Below are 24828 nucleotides of genomic sequence, written 5' to 3'. Positions count from 1 at the left end.
GCCGGGGGCGCCGCCGGGGCGGCTCCGGTGTCAACCTACCGCCTCCAGCTGACCCCCGACTTCGGCTTCGACCGGGTCGCCGAGCTCGCCCCCTACCTGCGCGACCTCGGGGTGAGCCACGTCTACCTCTCCCCGGTCCTGCAGGCCGTGCCCGAGTCGCGGCACGGCTACGACGTCACCGACCACACGCGGATCCGCGAGGAGTTCGGCGGGATCGACGGCCTGCGGGCGATGGCCGCGACGCTGGCCGGGCACGGGATCGGCATCGTGGTGGACATCGTGCCCAACCACATGACGGTCCCGGTGCCCGAGTCGGGCAACGCGCCGCTGTGGTCGGTGCTCGCCGAGGGGCCCGCCTCGCCGTACGCGCGGTGGTTCGACATCGAGTGGACCGGCGGCAAGGTGAACATGCCGGTGATCGGCGACGACACCGCGCCCGTGGTGGACGGCGACGTGCTGCGCTACCACGACCACGCCTTCCCCTACCCGGACACGCACTACCGGCTGGTCGACTGGCGGCGCGGTCCCGGCTACCGGCGCTTCTTCGACGTGTCCTCGCTGATCGGCCTGCGGGTGGAGGACCCGGAGGTCTTCGACGCCACCCACCGGGTGATCCTGGACCTGGTCGCCGAGGGCGTGATCGGCGGCCTGCGGGTCGACCACCCCGACGGCCTGGCCGACCCGCGCGGCTACCTGGCCCGGCTGCGCGCCGCGTCGGGCGTGTGGACGGTCGCCGAGAAGATCCTCGTCGGCGACGAGCGGCTCCCGGACGACTGGGCGTGCGACGGGACCACCGGCTACGAGGCGCTGAACCGGATCACCGGGCTCTTCGTCGACCCGGCAGGGAAGGAACCGCTGGTCGAGGAGTTCGTCCGGCGGACCGGCATGCCGCGCGACTACGCCGAGGTCGTCTACGCCGCCAAGAAGCACGTCCTCGACCTGTTCTTCGGCGCCGAGATCGACCGGCTGCACGCGGTCGTCGGCACCGACCGCGACACGCTCGCCGAACTGCTGGCGGCCATGCCGGTCTACCGGGCCTACGCGGTCCCCGGGGAGGCGGTGCCCGCGGCCTCGGCGGCGATCGTGGAGGCGGCCGGCGAGCTGGCCGCCGCGCGGCTGCCCGAGGGCGCGCCCGTCGCCGAGACCGTGGAGAAGGTGCTGTACGGCCCGGCCGAGGCCGTCGTCCGGTTCCAGCAGACCTGCGGCCCGGTGATGGCCAAGGGGGTCGAGGACACCGCCCTCTACCGCTGGTACCCGCTGTCCTGCCTGAACGAGGTGGGCGGCGAGCCCGACCGGTTCGGCTCGCCGGTGGAGGAGTTCCACGCGTTCTGCCACCGGATGGCCCCGGGCACGATGACGACCCTGTCCACCCACGACACCAAGCGCTCGGAGGACGTCCGGGCCCGGCTGGCCGTGCTGTCGGAGCTGCCCGGCGCGTGGACGGAGGCGGTCGAGGGGTGGGCCGCGAAGGTCTCCTTCGACCCGGCGCTGGACTACCTGGCCTGGCAGAACCTGATGGCCGCCTGGCCGATCGGCCCGGACCGGTTCTTCGACTACCTGTTCAAGGCGGCCCGCGAGGCCAAGACCGCGATCTCCTGGGCCACGCCCGACCCGTCCTACGAGAAGGGCCTGCGGGCCTTCGTGGAGCGGGCGATCGACGAGTGCGGCCCCTCGATCGGGGAGTTCGCCGCCCGGATCGAGCCCTACGCCCGGTCCAACTCGCTGGGCCAGAAGCTCGTCCAGCTCATGATGCCGGGCGTGCCCGACCTGTACTGGGGCAACGAGATCACCGACTTCTCCCTGGTGGACCCGGACAACCGCCGCCCGGTCGACTTCGGCCTGCGCGCCTGGATGCTCGCCGCGGACGGGACGCCCGGCGGTCCCGGGTCCGCCGGGTCCGCCGGGGCCGCCGAGGACTCCGTGGCCGCCGGAGCCGTCCGGGCCGCCGGATCGTCCGGGTCCGTCGGGCCGTCCGGGGCCGGGTGGTCCGGCTGGGACGCCGCCAAGCTGCTGGTCACCCGGCAGGCGCTCGGCCTGCGGCGGCGGATCGACCCCGCGGCGCCGTACGTCCCGCTGGAGACCGGGGAGCACGCGGTCGCCTTCGCCCGCGGCGAGCGGGCCGTGGCCGTGGCGACCCGGCTCCCCGTCGGCCTGGAGCGGCGCGGCGGCTGGGGGAGCGAGACGCTCACGCTCCCGCCCGGCCACTGGCGGGACCTGCTGTCCGGCGCCGAGCACACCGGGCGCATCCCCATGGCCCACCTGCTCTCCTGCCACCCGGTCGCACTGCTGGAAAGGGACTGATCGATGTTCGAGGTGTGGGCGCCGCAGGCGGGCGCCGTCGAGGTGGAGATCGACGGGACCCGGCACGCGATGCGGCGCGGGAACGGCGGCTGGTGGTCGGCGGAGGTGCCGGGGGCCGGGCACGGCACCGACTACCGGTTCCGGCTGGACGGCGGCGACCCGCTGCCCGACCCGCGGACCCGGTGGCAGCCCGAGGGGATCTTCGGGCCGAGCCGGGTCTACGACCACGACCGGTTCACCTGGAGCGACGACCTGTGGACGGGCCGGGCCCTGCCCGGCTCGATCGTCTACGAGCTGCACATCGGGACCTTCACCCCGGAGGGCACGTTCGAGGCGGCGATCGGCAGGCTGGAGCACCTGGTGGCCCTCGGCGTCGACTTCGTCGAGGTCATGCCGGTGCCGCCGGTCCCCGGCGGGCGCAACTGGGGCTACGACGGGGTGGACCTGTGGGCCGTCACCGACAACTACGGGGGTCCTGACGGGTTCAAGCGGTTCGTGGACGCCTGCCACCGCCAGGGGCTCGGCGTGATCCTCGACGTCGTCTACAACCACCTCGGCCCGTCCGGCAACTTCCTGGCCCCCTTCGGCCCGTACTTCCACTCCTCCGCCTCCTCCTTCTGGGGCCAGGCGGTCAACCTGGACGGCCCCGGCTCCGACGAGGTGCGGCGCTACTTCATCGGCAACGCGCTGCAGTGGCTGCGCGACTACCACGTCGACGGCCTGCGGCTGGACGCCGTGCACGCGCTGCACGACGACCGGGCCGTGCACTTCCTGGAGGAGCTGGCAGGAGAGGTGGACGCCCTGTCGGCCGCCGTCGGCCGCCCGCTGACGCTCATCGCCGAGTCCGACCTCAACGACCCCCGGCTGATGACCCCGCGCGAGGCCGGCGGGTACGGCCTGGCCGCCGCCTGGAACGACGACGTGCACCACGCCCTGCACACGGCGGTCACCGGCGAGCGGCACGGCTACTATGACGACTTCGCCGGAGGGCCGTCCGGGTCCCCGGCCGCCGCCCTGGCCAAGGTGCTGACCTCGGCCTACTACCACGACGGGACCTACTCGTCGTTCCGGGGCCGCAGCCACGGCCGCCCGGCCCGGCACGTCCCCGGCCACCGGTTCGTCGTCTGCGCGCAGAACCACGACCAGATCGGCAACCGGGCCGAGGGCGACCGGGTCGACCCCGAGGCGCTCCGGCTGGCCGCCGGGCTCCTGCTGACCTCGCCCTTCACCCCGATGCTGTTCATGGGGGAGGAGTGGGGGACGCGCACGCCGTTCCTGTTCTTCACCGACCACGTCGAGCCGCAGCTGCGCGAGGGCGAGGCCGACCGGCGGCGGCGGGAGTTCGTCGGCTTCGGCTACGACGACTGGGCGGACAAGGCGCCCGACCCGGGGGAGGAGCTGACGTTCCTGCGCTCCAAGCTCGACTGGAGCGAGCTGGAGCAGGACGCGCACCGCGCCCACCTCGACTGGTACCGGGCGCTCATCGCGCTCCGCCGGGCCCACCCCGACCTGTCCGACCCGCGCCTGGACCGGGTCCGGGTGGAGCACGAGGACTCCTGGCTGGTGGTGCACCGGGGCGCGTTCCGGGTGGCCGCCAACCTCGGCCGGTCCCCGGTCGCGCTCCGGGTCCGGCCCGCCGAGATCGTCCTGGCCTCCGACCCCGGCACCCACCTCGACGGCGACGACCTCACCCTGCCCGCCCGCTCCCTGGCGGTCCTCAGACTGACCGCTTGACGGCTCCGCCGCCCTCGCCGGGCGGAGTGCGGTCGGTCAACTCATGATCACTCCGTCGGCCGCCGGATCGGCCAGGCCACCTGGGTGAGCAGGTCCGTCTCGGCGGTCACGGCCGGGTCGTTGAGATAGGTCTCCCGCGGCGGACCGGCGATCTCGTGACCGTGCCGGGCGATCCAGGAGGTCAGGGCGTGATAGGCGCGCGCGACCTCGTCGTAGCGGCCCTGGTGGACGGTGACCGCGGCGGTGACCTCGTCCGTCCGGCCGACCTGCACGGAGGAGGGCGCGGCGACGGGTGACGCGATCGGTATGCAGACGTCGATGTCGCCGTCGTTGTCCGTGTCGATGACATCGTGGAACACCAGGAAGGGGGCGCCGGCCGGTTGCCGGCCGGCCTGCGTGAGGACCCCGATGACGGTGCCGAAGCCCTCGGCGACCGCCGCGCCGACACCGGCCAGATCGGTACGGCGGCGCACCGAGGCCACGGTCTGCGCGGGCAGGGTCTCGACAGTGATCGTGTAGTCCATGAGGCTCTCCTCGCCGTCGATCAACCGGGTGACGACGGCCAGCATGTGATCGTGGCGATCGCGCTCCGCCCGCAGTCGCCGCCGGTGCGCGGTCAGCAGGCCGGAGACCTCCGCCGGGGAGGCCGCCAGCACCCGCCTGATCTCCTCGATCGGCATGTCGAGCGCCCGCAGCCTGCGGATCGTCTCCGCCCTGCCCGCCTGGCTGAGCGCGTAGTAGCGGTAGCCGTTGGAGGCGTCGACCTTCGCCGGCCGCAGCAGATCCAGCTCGTCGTAGCGGCGCAGCGCCTTGACCGACAGCCTGGTCATGGCCGAGAACGTGCCGATCAGCACCAGCTGAACCATCGTCAACCCCAATCACACTCTGATCCGTTCACCGTCGCCCCTTCCCCCGGGGGAGAGTCAACCCGACGGCCTCGATACGGCCGGAGTCGGAGTGCACGACCGCGTTGGCGACCGGTTCGCTCAGCAGGAGCAGGAGGTCGTCGAGGGCCGGGGCGGACAGATGTCCGGACAGTGAGTCCCTGGCCCATTCCCGGGCTCGGGAAACGGACGCCGCGTTTCCCGGGAATTCCCGCTGCCGGATGTTCCGGGCGGTGTCCGAGAATTCTCCGGGGATTCGCGATGGCGGACCGGGCCGCGCATTCTCATGCGTTCACCTCGGCCATGATGATGTCGGCGGCGTTGTCGGCCTCGGCCACCACCCATCTGTCCCGCCGCCACAGCCGCGCCCACCACGGCCGCCAGGTGAAGACCCAGCCGCAGTAGCGCCGGATGACGGTGATGCGGACCGGGTCACCGGCCGCCGTACGGACCTCCAGGACCGGTTCCCCGCCGGCCGGGAGGACCAGCGAGGCGCACACGCCGAGACCGTGCAGGTCCCAGCCCAGCCGCACCAGGTGCATGAACCTCTCGTACCGCTCGCCCGCCGTCATGGTTCCGCCCTTCCGCACCCGTCCGACGCCTCCGGCGGAGAGGAGGGGTCCGCCGGACGGGCGCGCGACCTGATCCGCACTCCGCCCCCACGCCCTGCATCCCGCCCTCCGCGATCCGGCCGGAGGTGATGAACTGCTTTCTTTTCCGCGCTGTCCGGCGGAGAAGTCCTCTGTCTAGACTGCCTTTCCGTCGATTGATCGGTAATGGGGTCGGCAATCCACGCGACGCCCGATAATGACGGCCGTCGGTGTGGTGTGGTGTGGAGCCGGTGCAGTCGATTAATCGAAAAGACCGTTTTTTGCTATTTGAGGAGGAATGCGATGAGCGTCGCGTCGTCTTTGGACCCGGGCTCGCCGCGCGTGCGGTTCGGCGCGGAGCTGCGCCGCCTGCGCGAGACCGCCCAGCTCTCGCAGGCCGCCGTGGCCGCCCGCCTGGGGTGCACGCAGACGCAGGTGAGCCGCCTGGAGATGGCCAGCCGCACCCCGTCACGGTCGGACGCGGAGAAGCTGGACCGGCTCTTCGGCGAGGCCGACGGCGTCTCCTTCACCGGCCTCTACCAGCGCATCGTCTCTCGCCCCGGCGGCCCGGTCTGGTTCCGCAGCTGGGCCGAGGAGATCGAACCCACCGCCCTCGTCCTCCGCTCCTGGGACCCGCTGCTCGTCCCGGGCCTGCTGCAGACGGAGGCCTACGCGCGCCATCTGTTCAGCCGAGAGCCCAGGATCACCCCGGAGGAGGTGGATGAGCGCCTTGCAGCACGTATGGGACGGCAACAGATCCTCGACCGGGACGCCCCTCCGCTGATCCTTGTTCTCATCGATGCGGGTGTGCTGCGTCGTCGGGTCGGTGACCAGGAAGTCATGCGAGAGCAACTCGGCCACCTACTGGAGGTCGCGCGGCGGCCCGCCGTCTCGATCCAGGTGGTCGACCCGGAATGCCTTCCGGGATTGGCGGGAGCCTTCATGATCGCCGAGTTGCCGAACGGTTATCCGATCACCGTCCACGCGGACTCACCAGCCCAAGGGCAGGTCTCGACCGATCCCGATATCGTGACCGCTATCCAAAACCGATATGAGGCCGTACGGCTGTGGGCCTATCCTGAGCACGTATCCCTCAAGATGATCGAGGATGTGAAGCGGGAATGGACCTGAGCGCCGCCGCGTGGCGGAAGTCGTCCCGATCTTCAGGGAACGGCGGCCAGTGTGTCGAGGTCGCCGACAACCTGTCCGGTGTGGTCGCCGTCCGCGACAGCAAGGACCCCGACGGCCCCAAGCTGCTGTTCACCCCCGCCGAGTGGCGGGCCTTCGTCGGCGGCGTCAAGGCCGGCGAGTTCGACCTCTGACCCCGACGCGCCTCCTGCCTCGACCTGGGGACCGTGACGGCAGCCAACGAACCGGGAGATCGCGCAAGAAGCATGAGCACCGATTCCCGTAGTGGTGGCCGTACCGGAGGGCGGTACTCACGGTTCCAGCCGACCACCGCCGGATGGGAGTGGTCGGAGGCGATGGTCCTGTCGCCGCGTGCCGAAGGTCTCCGATCACCGTCGGCGGGCCGATGCTTCGAGACGGACCGGTCGATCGCCCTGCACCGAACGCGTGCGAGAGCAGATAGCGGGAAATGCCGGTCCGGCTGCTGACAACCCTGGTTGAGTACTCCCATCCCGGTTCCGATCAGGGCCTATCCAGCGAGCAGGAGGCTGACGGCGTGACGCACGACAACGGTGAGCTCATCCTCTACCGCACGGAGGACGGCCGTGCGGAGATCCAGTTGCGGGCCGCAGAGGGGACCGTCTGGCTGACCCAGGCGGAGATGGCAGAGCTCTTCGACACGAGTCTCCAGAACATCAACCAGCGCATCACCGCGATCATCCAGGACGGAGAGCTGACCGAGGCAACTATCAACTCTGAGTTGATGGTTCGCCAGGAAGGTTCGCGGCAGGTCCGTCGTGAGGTACGGGTCCACAACCTCGACATGGTTCTCGCGGTCGGTTACCGGGTGCGCTCCCCCAGAGGGATCCAGTTCCGCCAGTGGGCGACCACGACCCTGCGGGAGTACCTCGTGAAGGGATTCGTCCTCAACGACCGGCGGCTCAAGGAGCCCGGCGGCGGGTTCGACTACTTCGACGAACTGCTCGAGCGAATCCGGGAGATCCGGGCCTCCGAGAAGCGCTTCTACCAGAAGATACGCGACCTCTTCGCGGAGACGAGCGTTGACTACGAGAAGACGTCCGACGCCGCCGAGACCTTCTTCGCGACCATCCAGAACAAGCTCGTCTACGCGGTGACCGGATGCACCGCGGCCGAGCTGGTCGTCAAGCGCGCCGATCCCGGTAAGCCCAACATGGGGCTCACCTCGTGGCAGGGCGGTCGGGTCCGCAAGAGCGATGTCGCGATCTCGAAGAACTACCTCGACTCCGACGAGATCAGCACGCTGAACATGCTGACCACGCAGTTCCTGGACTTCGCCGAGCTGCGGGCCCGACGTCGACAGCAGATCACCATGGCCGAGTGGGCCGAGGCCACGGACCGGTTCATCGCGGCCAACGAGATGGACGTGTTGAAAGGGCCTGGCCGGGTCACCGCCGAGCGGGCTGCGGGCATCGCCCACGAACGGTTCGCGGGGTTCGACGCGCAGCGCCGGGCGCTGGAGGCCGCACGCGCAGAGGAGGAGGCGGAGCAGGAGCTGCGCGAGCTCCTCGCCGGCCAGGACGAGAATGTGCTCGATGACCTCGGAGAGATCGAGAACGACATCGAACGGCGCCGCTGGAATCGGCGGCCGGACGCTGACCGGTAGGACCCTCGGAACATACGGATACCTGTTCGGCAACCGGGAGCGTGGGACGCGATGAACGCACGCGCCTCCCCGCTCACGGCACCTTGGCGACCACGCCGAGGAGGCCGGGCTTGCCGAGGTCGTAGGCGGTGTCCTCCTCGAACTCCGGGCGCCACGCCTGGACCGGGACGATTCCGGGGTCGAGCACCTCCAGGCCCTCGGTGTAGGCGGCGAGGTGGGCCGGGCCCCGCGTGGTGACCGATCCGGCGGTGGTGGTGCGGTAGACCGCCTTCGCCTGGTCGTGGGCCGCCACCGGACGGTCTCCGGCGTGGACGTGGGAGATCACCAGATGGCTGCCGGGGACCATGACCTCGCGGACCGCCGCGACGATGGCCGCCGCGTCGGCGTCGTCGGGGATGAAGTGGAGCATGGACAGCAGGATCACGGCCACCGGCTGGTCGAAGTCGATCCTCGACCGGATCTCGGGGTGGTCGAGCAGGGCCTTGGGCTCGCGCATGTCGGCCTGGACGACGACGGTGTGCGGGTTGTCCTCCAGCAGGGCCCGGCCGTGGGCCAGGACGATGGGGTCGTTGTCGACGTAGACGACCTTCGCGTCGGGGATGATCCGGTGGGCGACCTGGTGGACGTTCTCCTGGGTGGGCAGGCCGGAGCCGATGTCCAGGAACTGGCGCACGCCCCGTCCGGCGATCTCGGTCACGGCGCGGGAGAGGAAGGCGCGGTTGGACCGGGCGTTGGCCCGTGACTCCGGGATCAGCTGGATGATCTTCTCTGCGGCCTCGCGGTCGGAGGCGAAGTTGTCCTTGCCGCCCAGGTAGTAGTCGTACATCCGGGCCACGCTGGGGATCGACGGATCGATCCCGGCGGGTGCCTGCTCGTCTTCCATGCCGCTCTCCTCGGACCACGCTTGATCACTCTGCTGGTGATGCTAGATGACGTACGAGGATTTTTTGATCTTTATGCGGATCTTCTGGGAATGTGATGCCGCTCCCCGGGTGGGCGCGGGTCGGTGGGGTCCGCGGAACCGAGGGCGGGGCGCTCCGCCGGATCTCAGGACGGACCGGGGCGGTCAGGATGCGCCGGATCTCGGGACGAGCCGGATCTCAGAGCAGGCCGTAGCGGGCGCCGATGGCCCTGGCCTCCTCCTCGGTCACCTGGCTCGGGGTCCGGGCGAGGGCCTGGCGGAGGTCGGAGACGATCGTGTCGCCCGAGGCGCGGATGCGCGTGCGGTGGTGGGCGAGCCGCTCGTCGAAGCGCTTGGCCGCCGGGCCGGTCCAGACCTTGCCGGAGTGGAAGGCCTGGAACGGCGTCTCGACGGTCTTCTCGACCTCCTCCAGCAGCGGTTCGACCATCCGGAGCGCTTCTCCCAGCGCCTCGTGGAGCGGATTGGGCACCATCTCGGCCATGGTCCGGTCAGTCCTTCGCAGAGGAGTTCGCAGGGGAGGGGGAGGCGGCCTCCGCGGACGGGCTCGCCGCCGGGGCACCGGCATCGGTGATCAGCTTCGGCGCGATCAGCTTCATCATCGCCGCCACGTCGGCGGCGTTGTCCCGCCCTTCGACACCGATCTCCAGTTGGACGGAGAGCCATGATCCATTGCCGAGAAGGTGAGCGTACGCGGCATGGTTCTCACCACCCGGGGACGTGAAGTAGGCACCGATGGATCCGGGAACGATCTCCGGTAGAGCTTTGGCGCCGTCATCGAGATACTCCTCGATCGCCGCCCGGTCTTTTCCAGGTGATAGGTCGATCACCAGGATGTTCTCCTGGTCGTTTCTCCGACGAACCACACAGACTCCCATGTCCGAGCCGTCGTCACTGGTGAGATTGAAGCGACCGTGGACTAGTGGGTCACGCACACCGGTCATCAGTTCCACTGCCTTCAGTGGAACGTGGTCGCAGATGTACGGTGGAGCGGCCACAGCTGGCAATGGAGAGCGGTCGATCGGGGTGACTTCTTCGTTCTGGCAGGCGGTGGACAGGGCCAGTACGCACATCAGCGTCACGAGTGAAATGAAGGGTCTGTTCATCATGATTCGTAGGGGGCGAAGCCGTTGGAGAATCCTTGGTCCAGGCGATTCTCGACATCCCGCCAACGTTGTCCCGCAGGTCCGCTGAGCCACCTCTGGTAGGCCTCGAGCTTCCTGTCCTTGTCGATGTCGTTGGCAGCCTTCTCGTCGATCATCTCTTCCCTGGTCATAAGGGTTCGGCCGTCCTCCTTGAGGAAGTTGTTGGGGTTGTGGCGAGGGTCGTCTCCATTCTTCATGTCTTCCAGAGAGGCCCAAGGATGCGTCGAGGCGGCGGGTTCGGCGGAACCGAACAGGCCGTGCTTGAGCATGGCCTGAGCGGTGAGGTCGTGCACGAGGTTTCGGGTCCGGTCGACGGTGGTGTTGGCGGCCTCTCGGGCGTCGCTCTCGGCCTCTCCCTTGACGATGTCCTCGGCCAGTCCCGTCCACGACCCCACGACACCGGACACGATGGGCCATGCCCCTGCCTGCGGAAAGGCGAGGCCGGTGTTGAGCGCAGCCAAGAGCGCCTTCGTGTTCCGCTTCTGTGCTTCGTCCAGTTCCTTGCCACCCTCGATCTTGACCAGTTCGGCCGCGTCCGTGATCAGGCCGAATCCTGCGCCGATCCGTCTCGCGCCGGAGAGGATCGCATCGTTTCTCCGCTCGGTATCCGTGATCTGGGCAGCGTTGTCGAGGAGCCATCCGGCGAACGCCGTCTGAGCGGTGGTCACGAGCGAGAACGCCTTGGGATCCGCGAACGCCTCTTTCATCACCCGGCGCAACTCCGTCTTGTCGAACTGCGCTCCCCAGGGATCCTCTCCAAGAGCGTTGGAGTTGTCGGAGCTTCGTACCCCGGGAACAACACCATCGCCACTTCTTTCGGCGACGTGGTTGACGTCCCGGATGTACTCGGACAGCACGAGCCCCGTGAAGGACGGCGGCACGGCCGGGTCCGGAGGCTGACGGTTCTTGATGCGATCGGCTTCGAGGTGGATGAACTCGGAGGCGAGTTTCGCCGACCAATAGCCGCGGGAGGGCTCGTCCGGGGTGCCGGAGTGGTCGCGGAAGCGGAGCATGGCGGCTTCCAGGGCCTTGCCCAGGGCCACACCGCCGTCGCTCATCGTCCCCTGGGTCAGATGGCGCTTCAGCGCCGTGGGGTCGCCGACGAAGAAGTCCTGGGCCGCCTCGGGATGGCGGCCCAGCGCGTTCATCGCGTCCACCAGGACCTGCGGTTCCATCGCCCTGACGTACTTCGCCCCGTCGACCTTCCTGGCGACGTCGACCAGGAAGGCGGTGGCGAAGGTGCCGTGCCTGAGGGCGAGGCCGATCGCCTGGTGGTTGCGGCGCTGCTGCCAGTGGTCGCCCGACTCCGCGGTGAAGGCGTCGCGCCAGGCCTTGTCGAGCTTGGGGCTGGCCGTGCCCAGCGCCTTGCCGAGGGCGGTCTGCAACCGCTGCGACGTCTTGTCGCGGTTCTCCGCCGCCTCCGCCACCGCCTCGCGGAACGTCGCCGCGCCCAGGGTGGTCAGCAGGGCGGCGGTGAAGGCCGCGTTCCCTGTGCGCTTCTCCAACTCCGCCACGGTCCTGGCGTCGACCTCGCCCTTCTCGGCGGCCTCGGCCAGCTTGATCGCGGCGGCGTAGACGTCGGGGTCGCGGGCGGCCTTGCCGTACAGGGACTCGTCGAAGGCGGCCAGGCCGCCGGGCAGGCCGGAGGCGCCCCACTCGGTGCGCTCGGAGCGGATCGCCTCGCCGCGCCGCCGCAGGTCGGGGCGGCTGGAGCCGATCCAGCCCCGCGCCTCGCGCAGCGCCCCCAGTGCCGAGGTGTCCAGGTCGAGCTTCTCCAGGGCCGCGCGGATGCGGGGCTCGCCGCGGCCGAGGGCGTCCTCCGCCCGGCCGAGCCCGCGCTCGAAGTCGTCCATCGCGGCGGGGTCGATGCCGGAGAACCCGTCGCCCACCCCCTGCGGCGCGGCCGGAGCCGTGGGCGCGGGCGGGTACGGACGGCCCTGCGGACCGGAGGCGGGCTCGGCGGGCGGCGGAGGGGACGCGGTGCCGGACGGGGGCGGGGACGACCGGGAGTCGGGCGCGGGGGAAGGGCTGGGCGTGCGGCCCTCGGCGGCGGGAGAGGGCGAAGGGGCGGACGCATGGCCGTCGGGGCCGGGTGATCGGGACGCGGGCGCATGGCCGTCGGAGCCGGACGGCCGGGGCGCGGGGGCGGAGTCGGCGGGCGGTGCCTGGAGGCCGCCGGTCGGGCCGGTGCCGGAGGGGGCCGGCGACGGTGACGGATAGGGGTGGGCCATGAGGCGGCGGACTCCAGCGCGGTCGGTGAGAACACAGGCGGGAAATGCCAGCCTATGTTTCCTCCGGCTCCGGGCAAAGGGCTTTCACGTGTCCAGGATGGGCGCCGATGCGCTTATCGGCCGTGCCGCCGCTCGCTCTGCGGTACATAAAGGATGGAATTCCCCGTCCGCGGCCTTTGGTCCGGGATAGGATTCGGCATTCCTGATGCCGAGGTGAAGGCTGCGAGGCTGCATGAGGGACAGGGTTCGGGAACTGGCGGGCAGATCGGCGAACTTCGGTTTCCTGATCGCCCACGAGCCGCTGCTCGTGGTGTACGGCGCGGGCGCCGAAGCGGCCGTGTTCACCGACCCCAATGCCGCCCTCGTCAAATGCCGCCAGTTCATCGAGGTCCTGACGACGGAGATGGTGCGCAGGACCGGCATCCGGGTCGCCGGGGAGAACCGGCTGGAGACCCGGATCCACGCGCTCTCCGACAACGGCGTCATCACCCGCCCCGTCGCGGACGCCTTCCACGAGGTGCGGCGGACCGGGAACCGGGCCGTCCACGCCCACGCCTCCGACCGCAGGGCCGCGCTCGACTGCCTGAACAAGTGCTTCCAGCTCGGTCTGCTCCTGCACCGGGCCGTCACCGGCGACCGCACGGTCGTCGCCTTCGTCCCGCCCCAGCCGGTGGCCGACGTCACCGGGCGGCTCCGGGAGGACCTGGAGCGCTACCGGAGCGAGCTCGCCGAGGCCCGGCTCGTCCTGGACGGCGGGCGTTCGCTGCTGGAGGCCCAGTCCGAGGCCCGGGCGCGGGCCGAGGCCGAGCTCGCCCGGGCGCAGGGCGAGCGCGACCGGCTGGCGGCGGAGCTGGAGGTGCTGCAGGGCACGGTGGAGGAGCTCCGCGCGGAGTTCGAGCGGCGCACCCCGGCCCGCGTCTCCGCCGAGCGGCGCACGTCGTTCATCGAGCAGGCGCGGGCGCCGCAGCCCCTCACCGAGGCGCAGGCGCGCCGGGAGATCGACCGCATGCTCGGCGAGGCCGGGTGGATCGTGCAGGACCTCGCCCGGCTCAACCCGCTCGCCGGCAGGGGCGTGGCCGTACGGGAGTTCACCTTCAGCACGGGCAGGTCCGACTACGCCCTCTACGTGGACGGAAAGATCGTCGGGGTGATCGAGGCCAAGCGCGAGGGCACCGCGCTCACCGGCGTGGAGTGGCAGAGCGCCCGCTACGCCGCCGCGCTCCCCAAGGAGTACGGCATGGCCGCCTGGCGCAGGGACATGCCGCTGCCGTTCCGCTACGAGAGCACGGGCGTGGAGACCCGGTTCACCAACGGCCTGGACCCCGAGCCCCGCTCCCGTCCCGTCTTCTCCTTCCACCGGCCCGAGACCGTCGCCGCCTGGATGGACGAGGCCGACGAGAACCCGGACGCGCCGACCTTCCGCGCCCGGGTGCGGCGGATGCCCGCCCTCGCCGCGGCGGGCCTCCGCCCCGCCCAGGCCGACGCGGTCAACGGGGTCGAGGCGTCCCTGCGCGCGGACCGCCCGCGCACCCTCGTGCAGATGGCCACGGGCGCGGGCAAGACGTTCGCCGCCGTCACCCAGTCGTACCGGCTGCTCAAGCACGCGGGAGCCCGGCGCGTGCTGTTCCTGGTCGACCGGAACAACCTGGGTGACCAGGCGGCGGCGGAGTTCCGCAACTACACCACCCCGGACGACGGGCGCAAGCTCGCGGAGCTGTACACCATCCAGCGGCTGGCCGGCGGCGTCGTGCTGTCCTCGACCAACGTCGTGATCACCACCATCCAGCGGCTCGACCTCGCCCTGCGCGGGGAGCCGGTCCCGCCGGAGGACGACGACCCGCAGGTCGACGAGTACGTGCCCGACCGGCCGGTGGACGCGCGGTACAACCAGGGGCTGCCGCCCGAGAGCTTCGACCTGATCATCGTGGACGAGTGCCACCGGTCGATCTACGGCAAGTGGCGGGCGGTGCTCGACTACTTCGACGCGCCCATCGTCGGCCTCACCGCCACCCCCACCGCCCAGACGCTCGGCTTCTTCGACCGGAACCTCGCCTCCGAGTACACCTACGAGCAGGCCGTCGCCGACCGGGTCAACGTCGACTACGACGTCTACCGGATCCGCACGAGGATCAGCGAGAGCGGCAGCAGCATCCCGGCCCTCGACGAGGAGGGCACCCGCGTGGTCGTGCCGGTCCGCGACCGCCGCACGCGGATGCAGCGCTACGAGGAACTGCAGGAGGACTTCACCTACACCGGCGAGCAGATCGGCCGCTCGGTGCTGGCCAAGGACCAGATCCGGCTGATCCTGCGGACCTTCAAGGACCGGGTCCTGCCCGAGCAGTACGGCGAGCGCACCACCGTGCCCAAGACGCTGATCTTCGCCAAGAGCGACGAGCACGCCGACGACATCGTGCAGATCGTCCGGGAGGTCTTCGGCAAGGGCAACGACTTCGCCGCGAAGATCACCTACAGGTCGAAGGAACTCGGCAACGACCCCAAGAAGCTGCTCCAGCTCTTCCGCACGAGCGCCGACCTGCGGATCGCCGTCACCGTCGACATGATCGCCACCGGTACGGACGTCCGCCCGCTGGAGATCGTGTTCTTCATGCGCGGGGTGCACAGCGCCGTCTACTTCGAGCAGATGAAGGGCCGGGGCGCCCGCACCGTCGACGAGACCGAGTTCCAGCAGGTCAACCCGGACCGTGCGGCGAAGCGCAAGGACCGCTTCCTGCTGGTCGACGCGGTCGGCGTCACCGACGGCCCGCTCTGCGACGCCCGCCCGCTGGAGCGCGTCCGCTCGATCACCCTCAAGGACCTGCTGGCGAAGGCCGCGAGCCTCTCCATCGACGAGAACGAGACCGCCACCCTCGCCTCCCGGCTCGCCCGCCTCGACCAGCAGATCGGCGACGACGACCGCACCGAGCTCGCCCGGGTCGGCGAGGGCACCACGCTGCGGGAGATCGTCCGGCGGCTCGTCAACGCCGTCGACACCGACGAGCTGATCCGCGCCCAGGACACGGGAGGTGAGGCGGCGGTCAGGGAGCGGCTCAAGGAGGCCGTCGCCCCGCTGGCCGGCAACCCCGGGCTGCGGCAGCGCATCCTCGACATCCGCCGCCAGTACGACACCGTGATCGACGAGGTCTCGGTCGACGAGCTGGTCTCCGCCGAGGGGGTGGACCGGGCGCAGGAGGCGGTCCGGTCGTTCCGCCGGTTCATCGAGGAGAACCAGGACGAGGTGATCGTCCAGCAGCTCCGCCACGGCAGCGGCCCGCGACTGTCGTACGGGCAGCTGGAGGACCTCGCCAACCGGGTCAAGCGGCTGCCGAACGTCTACGACGTCGACTTCCTGTGGCGGTCGTACGCGGAGCTCGGCGAGGCGCCGTCCCTGGAGCAGGGCGAGGCCGCCGTGACGGACCTGGTCTCCCTGCTCCGCCGCGAGCTCGGCGTCGACCAGAAGATCCGGCCGTTCCGCTCGATCATCGAGGAGCGCTACGCGGGCTGGCGTGCGAAGCAGGAGCAGGCTGGCGTAACCTTCACCCCGGAGCAGCGCTGGTACCTCGACAACATCGTGGACGTCATCGCCACCAGCGTCGAGGTCACCGTCGAGGACCTGCACGGCATGCCGTTCGACCAGCGCGGCGGCGTGTACGGCTTCGCCGACGCCTTCGGCGCCCGGGCCGAGACGATCCTTGACGAACTCAACGAGGAGCTGACCGCGTGACGGACCTCCCCCCTGGCTGGAGTGAAGTCCCCTTCGGGGAGCTCATTACCAAGATCGGCAATGGGGCTTTCGTCTCCAGGCCCGGCATTGAGCCGAATGGGGTACCGATCCTTCGGGTCAGTGCGCTGCGGCCGATGTCGCTCAACCTGGGCGATATCCGTTACACGGGGCTCTCTCCCGATGAGCCTAAGGTCGGTCGTGCCTTGCTGAAACCGGATGACCTTCTTTTCTCGCGGCTCAACGGGAATCCTGACTATGTCGGAGTGTGTGCGGCTGTGCCGCATGACACTGGGCCGGTGGCTTATTCGGATAAGCAGATCAGGGTCGTTGTCCGCAAGGATGTGATCATTTCAAAATTTGTGGCATATGCGTTTGCTTCTCCAAATATTCGTGCTTCTGTTCGAGCGTCGGTCCGCACGACCGCCGGGCAGGCCAGCATAGCCGGCCCGGATATTTCAAGAGTGATTATTCCGGTTCCACCGATAGCCGAGCAGGGGCGGATCGTTGCCTCTCTCGAAGGCCACCTCTCTAAATTGGATGCTGCTCGTAATTACTTGAACGAGGCATTGAACGGAGTCGCTAAATTCATCAGGCAGATTCGGTCGGTAGAACTCCTTGGGTCGCATGGTGGCGGTGGAGGCGTGGAGCTTCCACCAAGCTGGCGTTGGGGCACGCTTGCGGATGTTCTTGAGGGGATCGAAGCCGGAAAATCCTATGCGTGCGAACCGCGCCCTGCCGCTGATGACGAGTGGGGTGTGATCAAGGTCAGTGCGATGACCTGGGGAGAGTTCCGGCAGAGCGAGAACAAGGCTGTTCCCTCCGGGAAAGAGTTTGATCCCCGTTACGAGATCTTTCCCGGCGACATCTTAGTGAGCAGGGCGAACACGGCGGAATATGTGGGCGCTCCGGTTCTCGTGAAGGAGTGCCGTCCCCGCCTGCTCCTGAGTGACAAGAGTCTCCGCCTGCGGGTGCGCTCCGACGTGTCTAGAGAGTGGCTCATCCAGCTTCTGTCCTCTCCTTTCGTCCGGGACCAGATATCGGCTCGGGCAACGGGGACGAAGGACTCCATGAGAAATATTTCTCAGAGGTCACTTCTCTCGGTTCGGGTTCCTGTCGTCCCTACGGAAGAGCAACAACTGATCGCGGCAAGGGTTGAAGAAGGCCTCGATCACGCTTCACGGCTGAAGGGTGAAGTGGTGAATGCGATCCGGCGAGTGGAGCTGCTTCGTCGGGCTCTGTTGAGAGAAGCATTCGCAGGCAGATTGGTTCCGCAGGATCCGACCGACGAGCCCGCCGCCGAGCTGCTGGCCCGGATCAGGGCCGAGCGCGCCGTCCAACCCAAGGCCGCGCGTGCCCGCCGTACCGCCCCCAAGAACCCCGAGGCGGCCGAAGCCGCCGCGACCCCGCCGGGCGGGAGCCGTACGGCCTCCACGGCTCCGGACGCGGGCCGTACCGTCCCTCGGACCACCGCCACCCCGCCGGGCGCGGGCCGTACCGCATGGCCGGTCGCCACCCCCGCCCCGGCCGGATATGAGCAAGGAGAGCTGCTGTGACCACGACCGTGCCCGACAACGATGCGGCCGAGCGGGCGGCCGAGGCGGCGCGGCAGGCGGAGGCGCGGCGGCTCGCGGACAAGATGTGGAGCTACTGCGACGTGCTCCGCGACGCCGGGGTCTCGGCGATCGACTACGTCGAGCAGCTCACCTACCTGCTCTTCCTCAAGATGGCCGACGAGCGGTCCCGGCTGCCCGCAGCCCTCGGCGGCGAGCGGATCCTCCCGGAGGGGATCGGCTGGGACGCGCTGAAGGCGCAGAGCGGCGACGCGCTGGAGAACACCTACCGGCACTTCCTCACCGAGCTGGCGAAGCAGAAGGGCACCCTCGGGGTGGTCTTCCGCAAGGCCCAGAACAAGGTGCAGGACCCCGCGCTGCTCAAGAAGCTGATCGTCGACCTCATGGACGGCGAGACCTGGGGGCGGCAGGGCACCGACGTCAAGGGCGACGCCTACGAGCAGCTCCTCGCCCGGAGCGCGACCGACGTCAAGTCCGGCGCCGGACAGTACTTCACGCCCCGGTCGCTGATCACCGCCATGGTCGACTGCGTGCGGCCGACCCCGGACGACACGGTCATCGACCCGGCCTGCGGCACCGGCGGCTTCCTGCTCGCCGCCAACGAGTACATCCGCAGGCACCACGGGAGCCTGACGCCCGGCCAGCGGCGGCGCCTGACGCACGGCGAGGCGTTCCGCGGGGTCGAGCTGGTGGACGGCACGGCCCGGCTCGCCGCGATGAACATGCTGCTGCACGGCATGTGCCGGGCGGACGGCGTATCCCCCATCGAGGTGCGCGACGGGCTGGCGGCCCCGCCGACCGTCCGCGCCTCCCTGGTGCTGGCCAACCCGCCGTTCGGCAAGAAGTCCGCGATCACCGTGATCGGCATGGACGGCAAGGCGACCCGGGACGACATCGCCTACGACCGGCAGGACTTCTGGGAGACCACCACCAACAAGCAGCTCAACTTCGTGCAGCACATCGCCCGGCTGATGGCGATGTCGGGCCGGGCCGCCGTGGTCGTCCCCGACAACGTGCTCTTCGAGGGCGGTGCGGGCGAGGGCATCCGCCGCAGGCTCCTGAAGGAGTACGACGTGCACACGCTGCTCCGGCTGCCCACCGGGATCTTCTACGCGGGCGGGGTCAAGGCGAACGTGCTCTTCTTCGACCGGAGACCGGCCGGCGAGGAGCCCTGGACGAAGCACCTGTGGGTGTACGACTTCCGTACCGGGCAGCACTTCACGCTCAAGCAGAACCCGCTCCGCCGCGAGCACCTGCAGGACTTCGTGGACCGCTACCTGCCGGGCGGGGACCGCGGCGAGCGAGCCGAGACCGAGCGGTTCCGCCGGTTCTCCTACGAGGAGCTCGTCGCGCGCGACAAGTGCAACCTGGACATCTTCTGGCTCAAGGACCCGAGCCTGGAGGACGCCGACGCGCTCCAGCCGCCCGAGGTCATCGCCCAGGAGATCGTCGAGGATCTGGAGGCGGCCCTCGGCGAGTTCGCCGCCATCGCGGAGGCGCTGCAGAACCGGGCATCTCCGGGGGATTCGGGAAGTCCGTTGAGTGAAGATCAATAGGCCGCGTATCCTCGGCTCGGCGTGCCCCTCCCGAGTCCCCGAGCCGAGGAGTCCCGCGTGCCTCCCACCGAAGCCTTCCAGGAGTTCCACCGCAACCTCGAATACGCCCGCGACCTGGTGAACGGCGGTCGCCGGCTGGAGCAGCTCAAGGTCGGGGCCTTCGACATCGGCGACATCTACCGGGCCGCCTGGGTGCAGGCGGTGGCGGCGCTCGACCACTGGGTGCACCAGGAGATCTACAGCCGCGCCGTACGGCTGGCGCAGCAGCCCGGCGTGGAGCGGCCGGACCGGTTCAACCGGCTGCAGATCCCGATGGAGCTGTTCGAGCGGATCCACCACCACGAGGCGTCGCTGGGGGAGGCGTTCCGCGAGCACCTCGAAGCGACGCTCGGCTACGTCTCCTACCAGAACCCGGACCGGATCCAGCAGGGGTTCTCGCACGTCAGCAAGGTCAAGCTCTGGCCGAAGGTGGCGAAGGTCCTGACCGAGCAGCGGGCCGACGGCCGGCAGATCACCGGTGAGACGGTGGTGCGGAAGCTGAAGGCGATCACCGCCCGCCGGAACAGGATCGCCCACGAGTCCGATCGCGACCCGGCCGCGCCGACCGGCAGGCGGAGCATCACGGCCGCGGAGGTCGCGGACACGATCTCCTGGCTGGAGATGACCGCGGCGGCCATCCTCGTCGCCCTCGACGAGAGCTGACGGCACCGTTCCCGCGAATACCGCCGGGAGGCCGCACTACGGCGAGTCTGGGACCGCTCCTGTTCCGGGTCCCGGACCGCGACAGTCCTGCGATCGGTCGTCTTCGACCGTACGGCATCGGCCTTCACCTCCATAAAGGTGATCCCGTCTCCATGAACTTGATAAGTTCAATTGGCTGACCGTGAGGTGTATCAACTTCCATGAGGGACGGTTCATGACGGGGAGAGGGCGGCCGAGCCGTGCCACTGTCTACGGCAGGCTGGACCGGGCGCTCGCCGAGCTCAACCAACGCCTCGGCGGCCTGCCCAGCCCGCACGAGGCCCGGGAGATCTGGGACGACATCTGGCATCAGGAGGCTCATCACTCCACCGCGCTGGAGGGTAACACCCTCGTTCTCCGCGAGGTCCGGGCCCTCCTCGACCAGGGCCGGGCGGTCGGAGCGAAGTCGCTGCGCGAATACAACGAGGTCCAAGGCTACGGTGACGCGGCCCAGTGGGTGTACGGCCAGGCACTGGAGCCAGACGTGTGGCACGACGGAAACCTGATCACGCTCAATGAGGTCCGTAGGATCCACCACGCCGCGATGACCCCCGTGTGGGATGTGGCACCTCACCCCGACGCGACCGAGCGAGAAGGACCGGGGAACTTCCGCGAGCACGACATCGAACCTTTCGCCGAAGGGATGACTCCACCGGACTGGCCTCTGGTCCCCTCCCTGCTGGGGCAGTGGGTCGCGGATGCCTGCGCATTGGGAAAGCAGATCGAATCCGGCGCAGCCCTGAGCCGTCCTCTTCCGGAGGAACTGGCGAGGATCCACGCCGAGTTCGAGCGGATCCACCCGTTCATCGACGGCAACGGCCGTACCGGGCGTCTGGTCCTGAATCTGGTCCTGGTGCGCCTCGGCTACCCTCCGATCATCATCATGAAGCGGCAGCGTGCCGCCTATCTCACTGCGCTGCGCCGCGCCGACGCGGGAGACTGCGGCTCCCTGGGAGAGCTGATCGCCCGGGCGATGGAGGAGAACCTCAACCGGTTCATTGTCCCGAACGTCGCGGGTCCGGCGCGCCTGGTGCCGCTGGCGGCGCTGGTGGACGAGGAATTCTCTCTGGCCGCACTCCGGCAGGCCGCTCAGCGTGGCCGCCTCAACGCGGTACACGGCCCGGACGGTGTCTGGAGGTCGACCCGCAAGTCGGTCGAGGCGTACCGCGCGACCAAGCAGCGACGGCGAGCAGAGACAGCGGAGGCGGAGCGCGAAGTTGATAAGTTCAATTAGCCGATCGATGGATGTATGAACCTGCTCATCGTGGAGGCGCTGGAGAACCGGGCGTTCTGGGAGACGCCGGAAACCTGTTGAGCGAAGATCGACAGGCGGCGCATCTTCGGCTCGGCGTATCCGCTTCGGGTCCCCGGCCCAAGAAGCGGCGCCGTCCATGCGATACCTGCATAGCACTATGCAGGTATCGCATGGACGCTGCTCACATGCCTCTGTTCCGGCGTCCGGCGGTCCCCGTGGTGTAACCGATCCCTGGCAGGGGAGAGCCGTCCGGGACGGTCCGTTCCGGGGCTGCAACCGTGGGGGCCGCGGCGGCGAAGAACCCCGTGTGAACGGTGACGATCGGTGCGGGGGGCGGGCGCGGTGCGGGGTCTGAGCGCGGCGGTGTGCGGGCGCAGGGGCAAGTGGGTGGTCCTGGTGATCTGGCTGCTCGTCGCGGCCGGGGCGGGCGTGCTCGGCGGCCGGCTGGAGGAGGTGCAGCGCAACGACCCGGCGTCGTTCCTGCCCTCCGGGGCCGAGTCCACCGCGGTGCAGAACGCGCAGCGCGCCTCCGGGGCCGGCGACCGGGTCCCGGCGATCGTGGTCTACGAGGGGCGGCCGGTGGCGGAGGCCGCCGCCGACGCGGAGCGGTTCGCCGGGGTGGAGGGGGTCGCCGGGCGGGTGTCGCCGCCGGTCCCGGCCCCCGGCGGCGGGGCCGTGCAGGTGGTGGTGCCGCTCGACGGGAGCGACTACGACGTGCTCACCGCGGCGGTCGACCGGATCCGTGAGATCACCGGCGACCGGGCGTACGTGACCGGCCCGGCCGGGCAGAGCGCCGACGCGATCGAGGTCTTCGGGTCGATCGACGCGACGCTGCTGGCGGCGACCTCGGCCGTGGTCGTCCTGGTGCTGCTCGTCACCTACCGCAGCCCGCTGCTCTGGCTGATCCCGTTCTTCTCGGCGGGCGTGGCACTGGCCTGCTCCCGGGCGGGCAACTACCTGCTGGCCGAGTACGCCGGCCTGACCGTGAGCGGGCAGAGCGGCGGCATCCTGCTGGTGCTGGTGTTCGGCATCGCCACCGACTACGCGCTGCTGCTGGTCGCCCGCTACCGCGAGGAGCTCGCCGTCCACGAGGACCGCCACGAGGCGATGGCCCTGGCGCTGCGCCGGGCCACCCCGGCGATCGCGGCCAGCGCCGCGACCGTGGCGGCCGGGCTCTGCTGCCTGCTGGTGGCCGACCAGAACGCCACCCGCGGGCTCGGCCCGGTCTGCGCGGTCGGCGTGGCCTGCGCGCTCGCCGCCATGCTCACCCTGCTGCCCGCGCTGCTCGTGGTCTTCCCCCGCGGCGTGTTCTGGCCGAAGATCCCCGTGTACGGCGGGGCGGCGCAGACCGGGTCCGGTCTCTGGGACCGGGTCGGCCGGGTGATCGCCCGCCGTCCTCGCGTCGTCTGGATCGGCACCGCAGCGGTCCTGGGCGCGATGGCGCTGACGCTGCCGCTCACGGCGGTCGGCCCGCTGGCGGAGGCCGACGCCTACCGGACGGCGCCGGAGTCGGTGCGCGGCGCCCAGGTCCTGGAGCGGCGCTTCGGCACCGGGCAGGAGGGGTCGCTGCTGGTGCTCGCCCCCTCCGGCGAGGCCGGGCGGATCGCCGCGGCGGTGGCCGCCGACCCGGGCGTGGAGCGGATCGGGGAGCGGGCGGAGGAGCAGGGCGCGGGAGCCGGTCGCCCGGACGGCGGGGAGGAGACCGGCGGGGAGCGCCCGGACGCCGCCCCCGAGAGCGCGGACGGGCAGGTCCTGCTGCGCGGCACGCTGAAGGACGCGCCGGACAGCGCCGCCGCCTCAGCGACGGTCGAGCGGCTCCGGGAGATCCCCGGCGCGCGGATCGGCGGCACGGCGGCGGTCGACCTGGACGGCAGGCTCTCCTCCGAGCGGGACCTGCGGGTGGTCGTCCCGCTGATCCTGGGGGTCGTCCTGGTGATCCTGGTGGTCCTGCTGCGTGCGCTGGTCGCGCCGCTGCTGCTGATGGCCACCGTGGTGCTGTCCTTCGCGGCGGCGCTCGGGGTGAGCGGCCTGGTCTTCACGGAGCTGTTCGGCTTCGCCGCCGTGGACACCGGGGTGCCGCTGCTGGCCTTCGTCTTCCTGGTGGCGGTCGGCGTCGACTACAACATCTTCCTGATCACCCGGATCCGGGAGGAGGCGGCGGTGCGCGGCACCCGCCGGGCCGCTCTCGTCGGCCTGTCCGCCACCGGAGGGGTGATCACCTCGGCGGGCGTGGTGCTCGCGGCCACCTTCGCCGTGCTGGGCGTGCTGCCCCTGATCGTCCTGGCCGAGCTGGGCTTCGTCGTCGCGTTCGGCGTCCTGCTCGACACCTTCGTGGTCCGCTCGGTCCTGCTCACCGCGCTGACCCTGGACGTGGGCCGGTGGATGTGGTGGCCGGACCGCGGGCTCACGCGGGAACGTGGTTGCGCAGGCGGAGCCGTTCGGGGAACGGTGCGAAGTACGTCTGGTCCCTGACGTAGGCGGCGGCCGAGCCGCGCGCGTTGTGCCGGATCAGGGCCAGCGGCACGCTGAGCGCCACCAGGCCGGCCTGGTAGGAGGCGATGACCTCGGCCAGGTCGGTCCGCCGGACCGGGTCCAGCAGGTCGCTCATCATGCCGGCGCAGTGCTGGAGCACGTTGACGTGGCGGCCGACGCTGGGCTTGCGGGCGAAGGCCCTGCGGAAGGCCTCGGCGTAGCGGGCGGCCAGCTCGACGCGGCCGAGCACGCCCGCGTGGGCCACGATCCGGCCGGTCTCGCGGTAGGCCTCCGGGTCGTGGGAGAGGATCTGCATCTTGTGCCGGGAGTGGAAGGCGATCAGGTCGCGCGGGTGCCAGTCGCTCTGCAGCAGGGCCCGGAGCCGGGCGTTGGCGAAGATCCGCTCGACGAAGGTCTCCCTGATCAGCGGGTCGTGCAGCCGCCCCTCGTCCTCGACCGGCAGCAGCGGGTGGGCGTCGAGGATCCGGCCGGCGAACACGCCGCGGCTCCTGCGGTCCACGGCCGCGTCGCCCGCGTAGACGGGGATGCCGTGGATCCCGCAACTGGGGCTCTTGGACTTGAAGACGTAGCCGTCCACGTCGAGGGTGCGCGCCCGCTCGGCCGCCAGGTCCGTCATGCTCGCGGTGAGGTCGCGCCCGCTCCGCCGGGTCACCAGGTGCGGCCCGTCGGGGGAGCGCTCCAGCCGGAGGGTCTCGCGCGGGGCGCCCAGACCGATCGCGATCTCCGGGCAGATCGGCACCCAGTCGACGTAGGGGTCCAGTTCTCCGCTGAGGAACCGGTCGCGGCTGTGGCCGCCGTTGAAGCGCACCATCTCGCCGATCAGGCAGCTGGAGACCGCGACGCGCGGCCGGACCGCGTCCTCGCCATGGTGATTCGTGGCGGTTGTGTGATTTATGTCCATATCTGGTTCCTGC

18 protein-coding genes are annotated in these 24828 nt (G+C 70.2%); 11 read left to right on the top strand and 7 right to left on the bottom strand.

The window, feature by feature from the left end; all coding sequences use genetic code 11:
* The first annotated feature begins 27 nt into the window (after positions 1-27).
* Entirely contained in the window at positions 28-2301 is a 2274-nt protein-coding gene (gene treY / locus HS045_RS02490) for a malto-oligosyltrehalose synthase (RefSeq protein WP_196449544.1), read from the top strand.
* A gap of 3 nt (positions 2302-2304) precedes the next feature.
* Positions 2305-4035: a malto-oligosyltrehalose trehalohydrolase gene (treZ, locus tag HS045_RS02485; protein ID WP_196449543.1), complete on the top strand. Its 1731-nt coding sequence runs from the start codon at positions 2305-2307 to the stop codon at positions 4033-4035.
* A gap of 47 nt (positions 4036-4082) precedes the next feature.
* Here the strand turns inward: treZ and HS045_RS02480 are convergent, their stop codons facing one another.
* Together HS045_RS02480 and HS045_RS02475 are read right to left on the bottom strand one after the other, a co-directional pair.
* The gene (locus HS045_RS02480) at positions 4083-4901 is read right to left on the bottom strand and encodes a GyrI-like domain-containing protein (protein WP_230883646.1); all 819 of its coding nucleotides are present in this window, start codon (positions 4899-4901) and stop codon (positions 4083-4085) included.
* Between the two features lie 302 nt (positions 4902-5203).
* Positions 5204-5491, bottom strand: a complete 288-nt coding sequence (locus HS045_RS02475; RefSeq protein WP_196449541.1) for a hypothetical protein — start codon at positions 5489-5491, stop codon at positions 5204-5206.
* Positions 5492-5812: 321 nt separating this feature from the next.
* On the opposite strand from HS045_RS02475, the gene HS045_RS02470 reads away from it, so the two are divergent.
* The 3 genes from HS045_RS02470 (at position 5813) to HS045_RS02460 (ending at position 8282) form a co-directional block, all read left to right on the top strand.
* Positions 5813-6640, top strand: a complete 828-nt coding sequence (locus HS045_RS02470) for a helix-turn-helix transcriptional regulator (RefSeq protein WP_196449540.1) — start codon at positions 5813-5815, stop codon at positions 6638-6640.
* Positions 6631-6831: a DUF397 domain-containing protein gene (locus tag HS045_RS02465; protein ID WP_196449539.1), complete on the top strand. Its 201-nt coding sequence runs from the start codon at positions 6631-6633 to the stop codon at positions 6829-6831. Before HS045_RS02470 ends, HS045_RS02465 begins: the two co-directional genes overlap by 10 nt.
* A gap of 362 nt (positions 6832-7193) precedes the next feature.
* On the top strand, positions 7194-8282 hold the full coding sequence (locus HS045_RS02460) for a virulence RhuM family protein (RefSeq protein WP_196449538.1): 1089 nt from the start codon (positions 7194-7196) through the stop codon (positions 8280-8282).
* A gap of 73 nt (positions 8283-8355) precedes the next feature.
* On the opposite strand, the gene HS045_RS02455 is transcribed toward HS045_RS02460, so the two are convergent.
* From HS045_RS02455 to HS045_RS02440, 4 genes are all read right to left on the bottom strand, one after another.
* The gene (locus tag HS045_RS02455; protein ID WP_196449537.1) at positions 8356-9165 is read right to left on the bottom strand and encodes an SAM-dependent methyltransferase; all 810 of its coding nucleotides are present in this window, start codon (positions 9163-9165) and stop codon (positions 8356-8358) included.
* Positions 9166-9382: 217 nt separating this feature from the next.
* Complete coding sequence (locus HS045_RS02450; RefSeq protein ID WP_196449536.1) at positions 9383-9685, bottom strand: hypothetical protein; 303 nt, start codon at positions 9683-9685, stop codon at positions 9383-9385.
* 7 nt (positions 9686-9692) lie between these two features.
* Entirely contained in the window at positions 9693-10310 is a 618-nt protein-coding gene (locus HS045_RS02445; RefSeq protein ID WP_196449535.1) for a hypothetical protein, read from the bottom strand.
* Positions 10307-12577 (bottom strand): hypothetical protein, encoded by a 2271-nt coding sequence (locus HS045_RS02440; protein ID WP_196449534.1) that lies wholly within the window; start codon positions 12575-12577, stop codon positions 10307-10309. Before HS045_RS02440 ends, HS045_RS02445 begins: the two co-directional genes overlap by 4 nt.
* Before the next feature lie 232 nt (positions 12578-12809).
* Between HS045_RS02440 and HS045_RS02435 the strand changes: the two genes are divergently transcribed.
* The 6 genes from HS045_RS02435 to HS045_RS35735 all read left to right on the top strand — a co-directional run bounded on the left by HS045_RS02435 (position 12810) and on the right by HS045_RS35735 (position 23893).
* Complete coding sequence (locus HS045_RS02435; protein WP_196449533.1) at positions 12810-16298, top strand: DEAD/DEAH box helicase family protein; 3489 nt, start codon at positions 12810-12812, stop codon at positions 16296-16298.
* Positions 16299-16432: 134 nt separating this feature from the next.
* Positions 16433-17851 carry a hypothetical protein gene (locus HS045_RS02430; protein ID WP_196449532.1) on the top strand — a complete coding sequence of 473 codons (1419 nt, stop codon included), beginning with the start codon at positions 16433-16435 and terminating at the stop codon, positions 17849-17851.
* Positions 17848-19425, top strand: a complete 1578-nt coding sequence (locus tag HS045_RS02425; protein ID WP_196449531.1) for a class I SAM-dependent DNA methyltransferase — start codon at positions 17848-17850, stop codon at positions 19423-19425. The genes HS045_RS02430 and HS045_RS02425 overlap by 4 nt, the downstream gene beginning before the upstream one ends.
* Before the next feature lie 57 nt (positions 19426-19482).
* Positions 19483-20127, top strand: a complete 645-nt coding sequence (locus HS045_RS02420; protein WP_196449530.1) for a hypothetical protein — start codon at positions 19483-19485, stop codon at positions 20125-20127.
* Positions 20128-20341: 214 nt separating this feature from the next.
* Positions 20342-21400 carry a Fic family protein gene (locus HS045_RS02415; protein WP_196449529.1) on the top strand — a complete coding sequence of 353 codons (1059 nt, stop codon included), beginning with the start codon at positions 20342-20344 and terminating at the stop codon, positions 21398-21400.
* 363 nt (positions 21401-21763) lie between these two features.
* Positions 21764-23893: an MMPL family transporter gene (locus HS045_RS35735; protein WP_196449528.1), complete on the top strand. Its 2130-nt coding sequence runs from the start codon at positions 21764-21766 to the stop codon at positions 23891-23893.
* Here the strand turns inward: HS045_RS35735 and HS045_RS02405 are convergent.
* Positions 23826-24815 (bottom strand): DUF523 and DUF1722 domain-containing protein, encoded by a 990-nt coding sequence (locus HS045_RS02405; RefSeq protein WP_196449527.1) that lies wholly within the window; start codon positions 24813-24815, stop codon positions 23826-23828. The two genes, HS045_RS35735 and HS045_RS02405, sit on opposite strands and share 68 nt — an antisense overlap.
* Positions 24816-24828: the final 13 nt, after the last annotated feature.

Origin of the sequence: Planomonospora sp. ID82291 (assembly GCF_015711645.1) — a bacterium.
In the GTDB taxonomy this organism is placed as follows: domain Bacteria; phylum Actinomycetota; class Actinomycetes; order Streptosporangiales; family Streptosporangiaceae; genus Planomonospora.
This window is presented reverse-complemented; position numbering and strand designations above follow the sequence as displayed.

What these genes read in the sequence shown, in the direction of transcription:
- HS045_RS02475 (WP_196449541.1), bottom strand. Translation starts at nt 5,491, where the DNA reads ATGACGGCGGGCGAGCGGTACGAGAGGTTCATGCACCTGGTGCGGCTG.
- HS045_RS02405 (WP_196449527.1), bottom strand. Translation starts at nt 24,815, where the DNA reads ATGGACATAAATCACACAACCGCCACGAATCACCATGGCGAGGACGCG.
- HS045_RS02435 (WP_196449533.1), top strand. Translation starts at nt 12,810, where the DNA reads ATGAGGGACAGGGTTCGGGAACTGGCGGGCAGATCGGCGAACTTCGGT.
- HS045_RS02440 (WP_196449534.1), bottom strand. Translation starts at nt 12,577, where the DNA reads ATGGCCCACCCCTATCCGTCACCGTCGCCGGCCCCCTCCGGCACCGGC.
- HS045_RS02415 (WP_196449529.1), top strand. Translation starts at nt 20,342, where the DNA reads ATGACGGGGAGAGGGCGGCCGAGCCGTGCCACTGTCTACGGCAGGCTG.
- HS045_RS02480 (WP_230883646.1), bottom strand. Translation starts at nt 4,901, where the DNA reads ATGGTTCAGCTGGTGCTGATCGGCACGTTCTCGGCCATGACCAGGCTG.
- HS045_RS02470 (WP_196449540.1), top strand. Translation starts at nt 5,813, where the DNA reads ATGAGCGTCGCGTCGTCTTTGGACCCGGGCTCGCCGCGCGTGCGGTTC.
- HS045_RS02430 (WP_196449532.1), top strand. Translation starts at nt 16,433, where the DNA reads ATGTCGCTCAACCTGGGCGATATCCGTTACACGGGGCTCTCTCCCGAT.
- treZ (WP_196449543.1), top strand. Translation starts at nt 2,305, where the DNA reads ATGTTCGAGGTGTGGGCGCCGCAGGCGGGCGCCGTCGAGGTGGAGATC.
- HS045_RS02450 (WP_196449536.1), bottom strand. Translation starts at nt 9,685, where the DNA reads ATGGCCGAGATGGTGCCCAATCCGCTCCACGAGGCGCTGGGAGAAGCG.
- HS045_RS02465 (WP_196449539.1), top strand. Translation starts at nt 6,631, where the DNA reads ATGGACCTGAGCGCCGCCGCGTGGCGGAAGTCGTCCCGATCTTCAGGG.
- HS045_RS02445 (WP_196449535.1), bottom strand. Translation starts at nt 10,310, where the DNA reads ATGATGAACAGACCCTTCATTTCACTCGTGACGCTGATGTGCGTACTG.
- HS045_RS02455 (WP_196449537.1), bottom strand. Translation starts at nt 9,165, where the DNA reads ATGGAAGACGAGCAGGCACCCGCCGGGATCGATCCGTCGATCCCCAGC.